12 protein-coding genes are annotated in these 13,563 nt (G+C 75.2%); 7 read left to right on the forward strand and 5 right to left on the reverse strand.

The window, feature by feature from the left end; all coding sequences use genetic code 11:
- Positions 1-177: 177 nt before the first annotated feature.
- Both ABT263_RS04060 and ABT263_RS04065 read left to right on the forward strand, forming a co-directional pair.
- Positions 178-765, forward strand: coding sequence for a TetR/AcrR family transcriptional regulator (locus ABT263_RS04060; RefSeq protein WP_329490489.1), 588 nt, complete (start codon positions 178-180; stop codon positions 763-765).
- 160 nt (positions 766-925) lie between these two features.
- Positions 926-1,858, forward strand: a complete 933-nt coding sequence (locus ABT263_RS04065) for an ADP-ribosylglycohydrolase family protein (protein ID WP_352287251.1) — start codon at positions 926-928, stop codon at positions 1,856-1,858.
- A gap of 91 nt (positions 1,859-1,949) precedes the next feature.
- On the opposite strand, the gene ABT263_RS04070 is transcribed toward ABT263_RS04065, so the two are convergent.
- Positions 1,950-2,216: a GlsB/YeaQ/YmgE family stress response membrane protein gene (locus tag ABT263_RS04070; RefSeq protein ID WP_352287253.1), complete on the reverse strand. Its 267-nt coding sequence runs from the start codon at positions 2,214-2,216 to the stop codon at positions 1,950-1,952.
- A 136-nt stretch (positions 2,217-2,352) separates the two neighbouring features.
- Between ABT263_RS04070 and ABT263_RS04075 the strand changes: the two genes are divergently transcribed.
- On the forward strand, positions 2,353-3,591 hold the full coding sequence (locus ABT263_RS04075) for a glycosyltransferase (protein WP_352287255.1): 1,239 nt from the start codon (positions 2,353-2,355) through the stop codon (positions 3,589-3,591).
- An 89-nt stretch (positions 3,592-3,680) separates the two neighbouring features.
- On the opposite strand, the gene ABT263_RS04080 is transcribed toward ABT263_RS04075, so the two are convergent.
- The 4 genes from ABT263_RS04080 to ABT263_RS04095 form a co-directional block, all read right to left on the reverse strand.
- Positions 3,681-5,210 (reverse strand): NCS1 family nucleobase:cation symporter-1, encoded by a 1,530-nt coding sequence (locus tag ABT263_RS04080; protein WP_352287257.1) that lies wholly within the window; start codon positions 5,208-5,210, stop codon positions 3,681-3,683.
- Positions 5,207-6,235 (reverse strand): TIGR03842 family LLM class F420-dependent oxidoreductase, encoded by a 1,029-nt coding sequence (locus ABT263_RS04085; RefSeq protein ID WP_352287259.1) that lies wholly within the window; start codon positions 6,233-6,235, stop codon positions 5,207-5,209. The genes ABT263_RS04080 and ABT263_RS04085 overlap by 4 nt, the downstream gene beginning before the upstream one ends.
- Positions 6,236-6,310: 75 nt before the next feature.
- On the reverse strand, positions 6,311-7,723 hold the full coding sequence (gene hydA, locus ABT263_RS04090) for a dihydropyrimidinase (RefSeq protein WP_352287261.1): 1,413 nt from the start codon (positions 7,721-7,723) through the stop codon (positions 6,311-6,313).
- A gap of 14 nt (positions 7,724-7,737) precedes the next feature.
- Positions 7,738-8,580 (reverse strand): nitrilase-related carbon-nitrogen hydrolase, encoded by an 843-nt coding sequence (locus tag ABT263_RS04095; RefSeq protein WP_329490481.1) that lies wholly within the window; start codon positions 8,578-8,580, stop codon positions 7,738-7,740.
- A 410-nt stretch (positions 8,581-8,990) separates the two neighbouring features.
- Here ABT263_RS04095 and ABT263_RS04100 point away from each other — a divergent pair, with 410 nt between their 5' ends.
- The 4 genes from ABT263_RS04100 (at position 8,991) to ABT263_RS04115 (ending at position 13,351) form a co-directional block, all read left to right on the forward strand.
- Positions 8,991-12,104, forward strand: coding sequence for a patatin-like phospholipase domain-containing protein (locus ABT263_RS04100; RefSeq protein ID WP_352287264.1), 3,114 nt, complete (start codon positions 8,991-8,993; stop codon positions 12,102-12,104).
- Positions 12,105-12,151: 47 nt separating this feature from the next.
- On the forward strand, positions 12,152-12,229 hold the full coding sequence (locus tag ABT263_RS04105; protein ID WP_101948289.1) for a putative leader peptide: 78 nt from the start codon (positions 12,152-12,154) through the stop codon (positions 12,227-12,229).
- A gap of 175 nt (positions 12,230-12,404) precedes the next feature.
- Positions 12,405-12,971 carry a cysteine dioxygenase gene (locus ABT263_RS04110; RefSeq protein ID WP_352287266.1) on the forward strand — a complete coding sequence of 189 codons (567 nt, stop codon included), beginning with the start codon at positions 12,405-12,407 and terminating at the stop codon, positions 12,969-12,971.
- Positions 12,965-13,351: a rhodanese-like domain-containing protein gene (locus ABT263_RS04115; RefSeq protein ID WP_329490478.1), complete on the forward strand. Its 387-nt coding sequence runs from the start codon at positions 12,965-12,967 to the stop codon at positions 13,349-13,351. The genes ABT263_RS04110 and ABT263_RS04115 overlap by 7 nt, the downstream gene beginning before the upstream one ends.
- Positions 13,352-13,563: the final 212 nt, after the last annotated feature.

Here is a 13,563-nt window from a genome sequence, read left to right on the forward strand (position 1 = left end):
GCGGTCCTGGGCTTCCTGGTCGATGCGGCCCCACACATGCACCGGCCCCGGCCCCCGCCCGCCCGGGGCCGGGGGGGGGGGGGGGGGGGCGGGCCCCCCCCCCGGCCCGCCCGTCAGCCGCAGCACCGTCCGCCGCCCCGGCGACGGACGCACCACCCCGTTAGGACGTACCTCCCCGTGACCACGGACAGCGCACTCACTCCCGAGCAGATCCTGGGCGCGACGGAGGAGGTCCTCCGGCGGTTCGGCCCTGCCAAGGCCACCGTGGTGGACGTCGCCCGCACCCTCGGCGTCAGCCACGGCAGCGTCTACCGCCACTTCCCCAGCAAGGCGGCGCTGCGCGAGGCCGTCACCCAGCGCTGGCTCGACCAGGCGCACGACAGCCTGGCGTCTATCACCGCCGAGTCCGGCCCGGCGGTGGAACGCCTGCACCGCTGGCTGGAGACGCTGTTCGCCGCCAAGCGGAAGAAGGCGCTCGACGACCCCCAGCTGTTCGCGACCTACCTGGTGCTGGTCGCGGAGACCAGCAGCACCGTCGAGGCCCACATCGACACCCTGGTCGAACAGATCGGCCGGATCGTCCAGGCCGGGGTGAACAGCGGGGAGTTCGGGCCGGCTCCGGTCGGCCCGACCGCCCGGGCCCTGTTCGAGGCGACCGCACACTTCCACGACCCCGCGTACGCCGCCGAGTGGTCCGACCCCCAGGCACCGGAGCGCTTCGCCGCCCTCTGGAAGCTCCTCCTCGGCGGCCTCCTCACCCGCTGACCGACCACACCCGCCCGGCCCCGCACACCCGGGGCCGCACATCCCGGCCCGCACATCCCGGCCCGCACACCCGGGCCCGCACACCTGGCCCGGCTCGCGCCCGGCCCCACCGCCGAAAGGCGTTCGCCCCACCGTGGCGGCACCCGGCAGACTCCCACGCATGATCGATTCCCCTCGGGAGGACGGCCTGCGTGCCACCGGACCGGCGCTGGACAGCCTGCAAGGACTCGCCCTCGGCGACGCCTTCGGCGACCGCTGGTTCTCCGCCCCGCTCGACGAGGCTCCCGCCGCACTCGCCGCCCGGCTGCCCCGCCCGGCGCCCTGGCACTGGACGGACGACACCGCGATGGCGCTCGTCCTGGTCCGTCATCTCCGTCGCCGCGGCACGGTCCACCAGGACGAGCTGGCGGCCGGGTTCGCCGAGGAGTACGCCACCGAGTACGGGCGCAAGTACGGGCCGTCGATGCACGGCGTGCTGCGGGCGGTGGGTGCGGGCGCCGACTGGCGGAGCGTCACCGCGGAGCAGTTCGGCGGGCAGGGCTCCTACGGGAACGGCGCCGCCATGCGGGCCGCCCCGCTGAGCGCCTGGTTCGCCGAAGACCTGGACACCGTGGCCCGGCAGGCCGAACTGCAGGCGCTCACCACGCACTTCCACCCGGAGGCGGTGGCGGGGGCCGTCGCGGTCGCGCTGGCGGCGGCGCTCGCCGCCCGCACCCGGGGGCAGCGCCCGCCCGGTCGGGCCGAGTTGCTCACCGAGGTCGCCGCCCGGCTGCCCGACAGCGACGTCCGCTCCGGACTGCGGATCGCCGCCCGGCTGCCGGGGCACACCAGCGTCCGGCACGCCGCTCAGGTCCTCGGGTCCGGGCTCCTGATCTCCGCCCCGGACACCGTGCCGTTCGCCCTCTGGTCCGCCGCCACGCACCTCGACTCCCTGCCGGACGCGCTCTGGCACACCCTGGAGGGCTGGGGCGACATGGACACCACGTGCGCGATCGCGGGCGGCGTGGTCGCCGCCCGGCCCGGCCTCGCCGGGGTGCCCGCCGCCTGGCTGGACGCCCGCGAGGACCTGCCCGGGTGGGTGGCCGAGCCGTAGCCGGCCGGGTCGGCCGGGTCGGGCGGTTCCGACGCCCGACCCGGCCTGCCGGTCACCGGCAGGGGCCACCGCGGGCGGTCACCTACGGCGCTCAGCTGCGGGAGTTGCCGAAGAAGATCCGGTAGAGGATCAGGAGGACCAGCGCGCCGCCGATCGCCGAGCCCCAGGTGGCCAGGTCGAAGAAGTGCGCCGCGACCGGCTTGTCCAGGACGCGCGAGGAGATCCAGCCGCCGACGAACGACCCGGCGATGCCGATCAAGGTGGTCACCACCAGACCGCCCGGGTCCCTGCCCGGCAGCAGCAGCTTCGCCAGCGCCCCGGCTACCAGACCCAGCACGATCCACGCGATGATGCTCATGCGTCCTCCCGCCCTCCGTCACGGCACTCCCAGCGGGCCGTCTCACCGGCGAGGACGCCGCCGTGCGCCCCCTCGGTTGCAGTGCGCCGGGCGTGGCACCCGGCGGCGCGACCGGCCGCGCCGCGATACTGCGGCCATGCGCATCCTGATCGCCACCGCCGGGTCCCGGGGCGATGTGGCGCCCTTCACCGGTCTGGGCGCCCGGCTCCGCGCGGCCGGCCACCAGGTGGCCGTCGCCACCCACACCACCTTCGCCGGCCAGGTGCGCGCCGCGGGCCTGGAGTTCCGCCCGCTCCCGGTCGATCCGCGAGCCGAACTCGCCTCCGACCGCGGCCAGCGGGTCCTGCGGTCCGGCTCCGGACCGCTGTCCCTCCTCCAACTCCTGCGCCTCGGCCGCTCTTTCATGCCCGCCCTCGGCGACGCCATCGTGGCGGCCACCGCCCAGGGCACCGACCTGCTGCTCACCACCAGCGCCACCACCCCGCTCGGCCAGGTCGCCGCCGAGGCCGCCGGCATCCCCAGCATCGGCCTCTACCTCCAACCGATCGCCCCCACCCGGGAGTTCGCGCCCTCCGTGACCGGCACCCGGTCGTTGGGCCGGACCGGGAACCTGCTCGCCGGCCACGCCGTGGAGGCCGCCGCCGACCGCCTCTTCGCCCCCGCCGTACGCGGGTTGCGCCACCGGCTCGGCCTGCCGCCGCGCGGCATCGCCCGGACCCGGCGCGCCCACCCCGTGCTGCACGGCTTCTCCCCCACCGTCGTGCCGCGCCCCGCCGACTGGCGCCCCGGCCTGGAGGTCGCCGGGTACTGGTGGCCGCACCCCGAGCCCGGGTGGCGACCGCCGGACCGCCTCGTCGACTTCCTCGCCGCCGGGCCACCGCCGGTCTTCGTCGGCTTCGGCAGCCTGGTCGTCCCCGATCCGGCGGCGCTGAGCGCCACCGTCCTCGCCGGACTGCGTGCCGCCGGGGTGCGGGCCGTCCTCCAGGCCGGCTGGAGCGGCCTCGGCGCGGCCGACTCCGACGACGTCCTCACCATCGACGACACCCCGCACGCTTGGCTGTTCCCGCGGATGGCCGCCGTCGTCCACCACGCCGGGGCCGGCACCACCGCCGCCACCCTGCGGGCCGGCACGCCCGCCGTCCCCGTGCCCGCCCAGCTCGACGCGCCGTTCTGGTCCGCGCGCCTCACCCGCCTGGGCACCTCCCCCGGGCCGGTCCCGCTCCCCGCGCTCACGTCCGCCCGCCTGGCCGCCGCCGTCCGCCGCACGCTGGACACGCCGCACTACCGGGAGCGCGCCCGGGCCGTCGCCGCCGCGCTGGCCGCCGAGGACGGCACCGCCGGGGTCCTGGCCGCCGTCGACCGCCTCGCCTCCTGACCCCGAACGGCCCCACCGGCCCCCGCGCGCCCCCACCCGCCCCCGGAACGGCCCCCGAACGGCCCCGGCACGGCCCCGGCGGCCCGCCCCTACCGCCGGCGCCGGCCCGTCCCCCGGCTCAGCACGAGGTAGAGGGCGAACGAGGTGGCGAAGCCGACGGCCCACCCGTAGTCGGCCAGCGGTTTGAGGACGGGCAGCAGGCCGTCGGCCGGGAACGGGCCGCCGTAGGAGCCCCCGACGGCCAGCACGCCGCCGGTGGCCAGGGCGGCGACGGCCCGCCAGTTCCAGCCGGCGGTGTACCAGTAGGCGCCGTGCGGCCGGTAGAGCTCGGCCGGCAGCAGCCGGGTGCGCCGCAGCGCCCAGTAGTCGGCGATCAGCACGCCGGCCACCGTGCCGAGCAGGCCGCCGACCAGGCCGAGCCAGGTGAAGATGTAGACGTGCGGGTCGGAGATCAGCTTCCAGGGGAAGAGCGCGATCCCGATCACACCCGTGATCAGCGCCCCGGTCCGGAAGGTGATCAGCCGGGGCAGCAGGTTGGCGAGGTCGTACGCGGGCGAGACGACGTTGGCCGCGATGTTGACGGAGAGCGTGGCGACCAGCACGGTCAGCAGGGCGAACAGGATGCCCACCGGGCTCTCCAACTTCGCGGCGAGCGCGATCGGGTCCCAGACCGGTTCGCCGTAGACGGCCTGGGAGCCGGAGGTGACCAGCACCGAGAGCAGCGCGAAGAGGGTCATCGTGGTGGGCAGCCCGAGCGCCTGGCCGCGGATCTGGGCGCGCTGGCTGCCGCCGAAGCGGGTGAAGTCGGGGATGTTGAGCGCGAGGGTCGACCAGAACCCGATCATGCCCATCAGCGCCGGGAAGAAGACCTTCCAGAAGTCGCCGCCCCAGCCGAGCCGGGACGGCTGGTCGAGCAGCGGCCCGAAGCCGCCCGCCTTGACGGTGATCCAGGCCAGCAGGGCCAGCGCCCCGACGATGACGAACGGGGCCGCCCAGTTCTCGAACCGGCGCAGGGTCTCCATGCCGCGGGCGATCACGGCCATCTCGATCAGCCAGAACAGCAGGAAGGAGAGCCACTGCGTCCACGGGTGGCCGCCCAACTCGGCCGCGGTGCGCCAGGATTCGCCGAGGAGCTTGCCGGCGAGCAGGAAGATGCCCTCGCCGCCGATCCAGGTCTGGATGCCGAACCAGGCGCAGGCGACGGCGGCCCGCAGCAGCGCCGGCAGGTTGGCGCCGCGCAGGCCGAAGGAGGCGCGGGCGAAGACCGGGAACGGGATGCCGTACTTGGTCCCCGCGTGGCCGGTGAGCAGCATCGGTATGAGCACGACGAGGTTGGCCAGGGCGATGGTGAGGACGGCCTGCTTCCAGTCCATGCCGAGCGCGACCAGGCCGGAGGCGAGCGTCCAGGACGGGATGTTGTGGGCCATGCCGACCCAGAGCGCGAGGAAGTTGTAGGTGGTCCAGGTGCGGCGGGCGACCGGGACGGGCCGCAGGTCGTCGTTGGTGAAGCCGTTGGCGGGCAGCACGGGGGCGGCGGGGTCGGATTCGACCCGGCCGTCCCCGTGCTCGTACTGGCCGGTGGCCGCGGCGCGGTCGGCCGGCGGCGGGTCACCCTTCACCGGGGCGCCTCCTGCCGGAGCCGGGGGATGACGTCGTTGCCGTAGGCGTCGATGGTGGCCTCGACCGCGTCGTGCATGGCGTAGACGGCGAACTGGTCGACGCCCAGGGAGCGGAGGTGTTCGAGGCGGTCCCGGTGGGCGGCGGGCGGGCCGATCAGGCAGAAGCGGTCGACGATCTCGTCGGGCACGAACGCGGTGTCGGGGTTCCCTGCCCGGCCGTGGTGGCTGTAGTCGTAGCCCTGGCGGTCCTTGATGTAGGCGGTGAGGGCCTCGGGGACGAGGCTGGAGTGCTCGCCGTAGTGGGTGACCAGGTCGGCGACGTGGTTGCCGACCATGCCGCCGAACCAGCGGCACTGCTCGCGGGCGTGGGCGAGCGCGGCCGGGGAGTCGTCGGCGGTGACGTAGGCGGGGGCGGCGACGCAGATGGTGACGGTGTCGGGGTCGCGGCCCGCCTCGGCGGCGGCGGCGCGGACGGCCTTGATCATGTACTCGGTGAGGTAGGGGTCGGCGAGTTGGAGGATGAAGCCGTCGGCCTGGCGTCCGGTGAGGGCGAGCGCCTTGGGCCCGTAGGCGCCCATCCAGACCGGCAGGGCGCCTTCGCGGACCCACGGCAGGTGCATCTCGGTGCCGTCCACCTCGACGGTGCGGCCCTCGGCCAGCTCCTTGATGGCGTGCATGGCCTCGGAGAGCCGGGCGAGGGTGGCGGGGCGGCGGCCGGCCACCCGCATCGCGGAGTCGCCGCGGCCGATGCCGCAGACGGTGCGGTTGCCGTACATGTCGTTGAGGGTGGCGAACAGGGAGGCGGTCACCTCCCAGGTGCGGGTGGAGGGGTTGGTGACCATCGGGCCGACGGTCAGCGTCGTGGTCTCGGCGAGGATCCGGCTGTAGATCACGAAGGGTTCCTGCCACAGGACGCAGGAGTCGAAGGTCCAGCCGTGGCTGAACCCGGCCCGTTCGGCGCGGACCATGCGGTCGACGAGCAGGCGGGCGGGCGGGTCGGTCTGCAGGACGAGGCCGATGTCCATCGGGGAGCTCCAGGGAAGGGTGGGGCCGCCCGGGGCCGACGCACGGCCCCGGGCAACGGCGGTGCGGGGAGACGGTCAGGTGAGGTACTGGCAGGTGTCGCGGCGCAGGAAGGCGCCGTGTCCGGCGCGGCCCAGCCAGGTGCCGTCGTCGAGGATCACGGTGCCGCGGGAGAGCACCGTGCGGGCCCGGCCGGTGAGCCGGCGCCCCTCGTAGGCCGAGTAGTCGACGTTCATGTGGTGGGTGGCGGCGGAGACGGTCTGCACGGCGGTGGGGTCGTAGACGACCACGTCGGCGTCGGCGCCGGGGGCGATGGTGCCCTTGCGCGGGTGCAGGCCGAACATCCGGGCGGGGGTCGTGCAGGCCACCTCGATCCAGCGGCGGCGGGTCAGGTGGCCGTCGACGACGGCCTGGTGGAGGAGGTCCATCCGGTTCTCCACGCCGGGCAGCCCGTTCGGGATCTTGGAGAAGTCACCGCGGCCGAGCTCCTTCTGGCCGGCGAAGCAGAACGGGCAGTGGTCGGTGGAGACCACCTGGAGGTCGTTGGTGCGCAGCCCGCGCCAGAGCGCCTCCTGGTGCTCGCGGGGGCGCAGCGGCGTGCTGCAGACGTACTTGGCGCCCTCGAAGCCGTCGGCCCCGGTCTCGGCGAGGTTGTCGGTGGAGAGGAAGAGGTACTGCGGGCAGGTCTCGCCGAAGACGTTCAGGCCCTCGTCACGGGCCCGGGCGAGCTCGGCGAGGGCGGCGGCGGCGGAGACGTGGACGACGTAGAGCGGGCTGCCGGCGACCTGGGCGAGCTTGATGGCGCGGTGGGTGGCCTCGGCCTCCAGGAGTTCGCGGCGGACCTCGCCGTGGTACCGGGGGTCGGTGCGGCCGGCCGCCAGCGCCTGCTCGACGAGGACGTCGATGGCGATGCCGTTCTCGGCGTGCATCATGATCAGCCCGCCGTTGGCGGCACCGCGCTGCATGGCGCGCAGGATGCGGCCGTCGTCGCTGTAGAAGACGCCGGGGTAGGCCATGAAGAGCTTGAAGGAGGTGGACTCGCCGGAGTCGACGAGGGCGTCCATCTCCTTGAGGACCGCGTCGTTGACGTCCGAGACGATGGTGTGGAACGCGTAGTCGACGGCGCAGTTGCCGTCGGCCTTGGCGTGCCAGGTGTCGAGGCCTTCGCGCAGCGAGCCGCCGACCGGCTGGACGGCGAAGTCGACGATGGTGGTGGTGCCGCCCCAGGCGGCGGCGCGGGTGCCGGTCTCGAAGGTGTCGGAGGCGGCGGTGCCGCCGAAGGGCAGCTCCATGTGGGTGTGGGCGTCGACGCCGCCGGGGACGACGTAGTGGCCGGTGGCGTCGATGACGGTGTCGGCGGTCCAGGCCCGGGCGGCGTCGCTGTCGGTGGCGGCGAGGGCGGCGATGCGCTCGCCCTCGATCAGGACGTCGGCGTGGATCTCGTCGGCGGCGGTGATGACGAGGCCGCCGCGGATGACGGTGCAGGTCACGGTGGGTGCCTCCCTCACGCCTCGGTGAGCGGGCCGTAGGCCTCGGGCCGGCGGTCCCGGTAGAACGCCCACTGCTGCCGGACCTCCTCGATGAGGCCGAGGTCGAGGTCGCGGACCACGAGTTCCTCCTCCTTGTCGGAGGCGACGTCGCCGACGAACTGGCCGCGCGGGTCCACGAAGTAGGAGGTGCCGTAGAAGTCGTTGTCGCCGTACTCCTCGGTGCCGACCCGGTTGATCGCGGCGACGAAGTACTCGTTGGCGACGGCGGCGGCGGGCTGTTCGAGCTGCCAGAGGTAGCCGGAGAGGCCGCGGCTGGTGGCGGAGGGGTTGTAGACGATCTGGGCCCCGGCCAGGCCGAGGGCGCGCCAGCCCTCGGGGAAGTGGCGGTCGTAGCAGATGTAGACGCCGACCTTGCCGACGGCGGTGTCGAAGACGGGCCAGCCGAGGTTGCCGGGCTTGAAGTAGTACTTCTCCCAGAAGCCCTTGACCTGGGGGATGTGGTGCTTGCGGTACTTGCCGAGGTAGCTGCCGTCGGCGTCGATCACGGCGGCGGTGTTGTAGTAGACGCCGGGCTGCTCCTCCTCGTAGACGGGGACGACGACGACCAGGCCGAGTTCGCGGGCGAGGTCCCGCATCCGGCGGACGGTGGGCCCGTCCGGGACGGCCTCGGCCCAGCGGTAGTGCTCCGGGTCCTGGACCTGACAGAAGTACGGGGCGTTGAAGACCTCCTGGAAACCGATGATCTTCGCACCCTGGGCGGCGGCCTCGCGGGCGTGGCGCTCGTGGAGGGCGATCATCGTCTCCTGATCACCGGTCCACCGGGTCTGCACGAGGGCGGCACGGACGATCTGCGACATGGGTACCTCCGCAACTCCGTGGCCCGGCCGGGGGGTCGGGCCTGCGGTCTGAGGGTTGACGGGGCGGATCTGCCTCGGGTTCCGGCACGCGTCGGCATGCGGCGACGCACACATCTACGTGCGTAGAACGTGGTCTGTAGACCGTAGGCCCGGCCTCGGTGGCCTGACAATACGTCGGACGTAACGCGGCCGGGGCGATCCTGTTACGCGGACACGCGGGTGCTTCTGGACGGGATGAAACGCTCAACTACCCCACTGCCGCACTCCTTACCCATTCGGGTGATTCCGGGTGCGAAGTACCGCGCGCCGGGGTAAGACGCCGGTGGACGCTGCTCCGGTCCGTCACCGGGGCGCTCCGGACGGTGAGTTCCCGGCGGTCGTCCGGGCCGGGCCCACGGGGGGAGGTCGAGGTGAAGGCCGCATCCGCCGCGCCCGGGCCGGGTGGCGCGCCCCCCGACCCTCCGCCGGGTCCGGTACCGCCGTGGGCCGGGCTGCTGCTCGCCCTGGCGGTGCCGCTGCCCCTCGTGCTGGGGAGCCTGCTCTTCGCCCGGTGGGCGCCCGCGGTGCGGAGCGTGCGGCTGCAACTGGCCGGTTCCGCCGCCTCCGCCGGAGCCGTGGTCGCCGGGCGGGCCGCCGACCACCTCGCGGCGCTGCGGGCCGAGCCCTGGCTGCTCGGCGGCTGGACCCTGACCCTCGCGGCGGCCGGGCTGCTCGGCCGGTACGTGCTCACCCGTCCGCACTGGCGGCTCACCGCGCTCGCCGCCGGGGCCGCCGGCCTGCTCGCGGGCGCCCTGGACATCGCGGAGAACGCGCTGCTCGGCATCGGGCTGGACGGGCTCGGCACCGGCCCCGGCCCGCACGCCGGCTCCGACGCGCCCTTCGCCGCCGCCACCGCGCTCGCCACCGTCAAGTGGCTGCTCCTGCTGCCGGCCGGCGCGATGGCCCTGGCCGTGCTCGCGATCACCGTCCACCGCGCGGCGCGCGGCATCCTGCGGCGGCCGCCCGCGCCGGCCCGAGCCGGGGGCGCCGGACCGGCCGACGCCGGCCCCGAGCTGATCCCGCCGTGGCCGGTGGCCACCCGGCACGGCGGGCGCTGGCCGCCCGGGCCGCGCCCGCACGGGCCGCTCGACCGCCACGCCCGCTGGCGCAACGGCACCCGGGTGCCGCCCGGCCGGGAACCCGCCCGGCTCGGCTTCTGCGTCTCCGGCGGCGGCATCCGCTCCGCCTGCGTCACCCTCGGCGTCCTCCAGGCGCTGCGGCCCTGGCTGAAGCAGGCCCGCTACCTGGTCTCCGTCTCCGGCGGCGGCTACACCACGGGCGCGCTGCAGCTCGCCCTCAGCGACTCCGCGCCCGGCGGCCCGGAGCACGCCGTCTCCGGCCTGACGGCGGACGACGTCCTGGAGCCCGGCTCGCCGGAGGAGGACCACCTCCGCCGGCACGCCAAGTACCTCGCGGACGGGGCCGGCCAGTGGCTGGTCGCCCTCGGCACGCTGCTCCGCGGCCTGGTCGCGGCGCTGGCCCTGCTGCTCGCCGCCGTCCTGGTGCTCGGCCTGGGGCTCAGCCGCTTCTACCACCTCGTCCCGCTGACCGACCTGGACGCGCTGGCCGCCGTCGGCCTGCGCACCGGCGGGGCCGGCCGGCTCGGCGCGCTCGCCGTCCGCGAGCCGGCCGTCCTCGCGCTGCTCGGGCTGCTCGCGGCGGCCGCGCTCTGCTGGCTGCTCTGGCTGCTCGCCTTCTCGCAGCTCGGCTGGGACACCCCGCTGCCGCGCACCCTGCGGCGGCTCTCGCACGGCGCCCTCGCCCTGGCCGCGCTGGTGGCCGCCGGGGTGCTGGTGGTGCCCGGACTGGCCTGGGGCGCGGTCTGGCTGCAGCAGGAGCTGGCGGTCGGCGCCCGGCAGACCGGCGCCGGGCTCAGCCTGACCGTCCTCCTCAGCTACCTCACCCTGCTGCTCGGCATACTGTGGCGCGGGCGCCGGGTCGTCGAGCAGGGCGCGGCGGCGCTCGGCGGGCTGCTGCACAGCACCCGGCGGCTCGGCGGCGGGGTGACAGACGGGCTGGTCCAGTACCTGCTGGTGTGGGCGGCGCTCGCCACGCTGTCGTCGGGCGCGCTGCTCGCGCTCGGCTGGGCGGTCGCCACCGGCCACGCCTGGCCCGCCACCGCGCAGGTGCTGCTGCCGCTCGTGCTCGGCACGGTGGGGCTCAACCTCGACCAGACGTGGATGAGCCTGCACCCGTTCTACCGGCGCCGGCTGGCTTCCGCCTTCGCCGTCCGGCGCGCCACCGAGGACGGTGAGGCACTGGCCCGGCCGTACCACTTCTACCGGGAGCAGACCTGGCTCAGCCACTACGGCGCCCGGCACCCCGACGTCCCTCAGATGATCTTCGCGGCGGCGGCCAACCTGTCCGGCAGCTCCCGCACGCCGCCCGGGCGCCGGGCCGTCTCCTTCACCTTCTCGCACGACTACGTGGGCGGGCCGGACGTCGGCTACGCCCGCACCGACCTGCTGGAGCGGCGCACCCGGCGGCACATCGCCAGGGACCTCACCGTGCAGTCCGCGATGGCCGTCTCGGGCGCCGCGTTCTCCTCCGCGATGGGCCGTCAGTCCCGCGCCTACCAGGGCCTGTTCGCCGTCACCAACGCCCGGTTGGGCACCTGGCTGCCCAACCCGGCCGCGCTCGGGCCGCTCTGGGCACCGGGGCGGGACTGGCGGCTCCCCTCCCAGCCCGCCGTCCGCCGGCTCCCCTACCAGCTGCGCGAGCTGAGCGGCCGCTTCCCGATGGACGACCGCTTCCTGCTCACCACCGACGGCGGGCACTACGAGAACCTCGGCCTGGTCGAGCTGCTCCGGCACCGCGTGCGGACGGCGGTCTGCGTCGACGCCAGCGGGGACGCCCCGGTCGCGGCGAGTCTGGCGGCGGCGATCACCCTCGCCCGCGAGGAGCTCGGCATCGTCATCACCCTGCACCGGCCGGAGCTGCTGATCCCCGGCAGCGACGACACGTCGCTGCGCGGTCTGGCGGCACGCCTGGCGGGCCGACTCTCCGCCCGGGCCGTGATCACCGGGGACATCCGCTACCCGGACCCGTTCGACGCCCCCGGCGACGACACCCGCGTCGGCCCGGCCGTCGGCGACCGGCACCACGACCACCACGGCGACCACGGCGACCACGGCTCCCACGGCCCCCACGGCGACGAGTGGCGGCACCACGGCACGCTGATCGTCGTCCAGGCCGTCCTCACCGTCGGCATGCCGTACGAGCTGCACGCCTACGCGGCGGCCAACGCGGCGTTCCCCAACGACAGCACCAGCGACCAGTGGTTCGACCACCGGCAGTTCGACGCCTACCAGACGCTCGGCCGCCATCTGGGCGAGCAGGCCGCCCCGGTGCTCGGCGCGACGCTGGCCGACCCCGCACCGACCCCGGCGCCGGCCCCCGCGCCGACCGCCCCGGTGGCTCCGACCAGCACGGCAGCGCGCCCGGCCGCGGCGCCTCCCGCACCCCGGCGCGCCACGCACGAGTGACCGGGCCCGCTTGACTCACGCCCCGCGGGTCGGGAAAGATCCGGCGCATGGACTCCGGCACCACTCTGGTTTGCCGCCTGCACGTCGATCTGCGACGCCAGGCGAGCTCCATCTGTGCCTGTTGACCTTGACCCTCCTCGCCGGTCCCGCCCTGTGACGTCCGCCAGGGCCCGCGCCGCGCAGCCGTACCCGTCTTCCTGACGCGCCCCGTTTCCCGGCGCACCCGCACCCGGCAGGCCTGCATCCCCCGCCGGGTACGGCCGTACCTCCGCTCGCTCCGCCTTCCCCGAGGACGCCCACATGAGCCTGGACCTCGCCCCCGGCACCCCGGCCGGCCCGGCCCGCACCGAAGCCGCCCCCGACGCCCCGACCGCCGCCGACTCCGCCGCCACCGCGCCCGCGCGGACCGGTACCCCGCTCACCCCGAAGTCCCTGCGCGCGATCGTCCGCGACCTCGCCGAGCAGCCCGACCAGTGGATCCACCACGTCCGGCTCTCCACCGAGGAACGCTGGTACCGGCGCCTGGTGGCCGACGAGGACCACGAGGTCTGGCTGATCAGCTGGCTGCCCGGCCAGTCCACCGGCTTCCACGACCACGGCGGCTCGCGCGGCGCGTTCGCCGTCGCCCTCGGCGAGCTGGAGGAGCTCTCGCTCGGCGGGCCGGAGCAGGGCCTGCTGATCCGCCGGATCACGGCCGGGACCGCCCGGGCCTTCGGCCCGGAATACGTGCACGACGTCCGCAACACGGGCGCCGGCCCCGCGGTCACGCTGCACGCCTACTCACCGCCGTTGGACTCGATGGCGCACTACGAACTGCGGGCCGGCGGACTGGTCCGCACCTCGCAGGAAGGACCGGAGCAATGGTGACCACGATCGACGACCTGGTGGAGCGCGCCCGCGAAGGGGTCCACCGGCCCCGCGCCCGGGAGGCGTACCAGGCCCAGCTGGACGGCGCGCTGCTGGTGGACATCCGGCCGGCGGCGCAGCGGGCGGCCGAGGGCGAGATCCCCGGCTCGCTGATCATCGAGCGCAACGTGCTGGAGTGGCGGCTCGATCCGACGGGCAGTCACCGGATCCCGGAGGCCGAGGGCTACGACGTCGAGGTGGTCGTGGTCTGCTCGGAGGGCTACGCCTCCAGCCTGGCCGCCGCCTCGCTGCGCGAGCTGGGGCTGCACCGGGCGACGGACCTGGACGGCGGTTTCGTCGGCTGGGCGGCTGCCGGACTGCCGACGCGTCAGGGCGGCTGAACGGCAGGACGGCAGGACGGCTGAGCAGAGCGGCTGAACGGGGCGCCCGCAGGACGCTCCCACCGACCGGGTCCGGGGCGCGTCCGGCCCGGTGGCAGCGCCGACGCGGCCCCTCGGCGGCCGGCCCGACGGACCCGGGCCCGGCCCGGTCTCCCGGGGGCGGCCGCCCCACGCGGAGGGTAAATCACGGACAGGAGATGATTCAGGTCATA

It is taken from the genome of Kitasatospora sp. NPDC001603 (assembly GCF_040298365.1).
Classification (GTDB): domain Bacteria; phylum Actinomycetota; class Actinomycetes; order Streptomycetales; family Streptomycetaceae; genus Kitasatospora.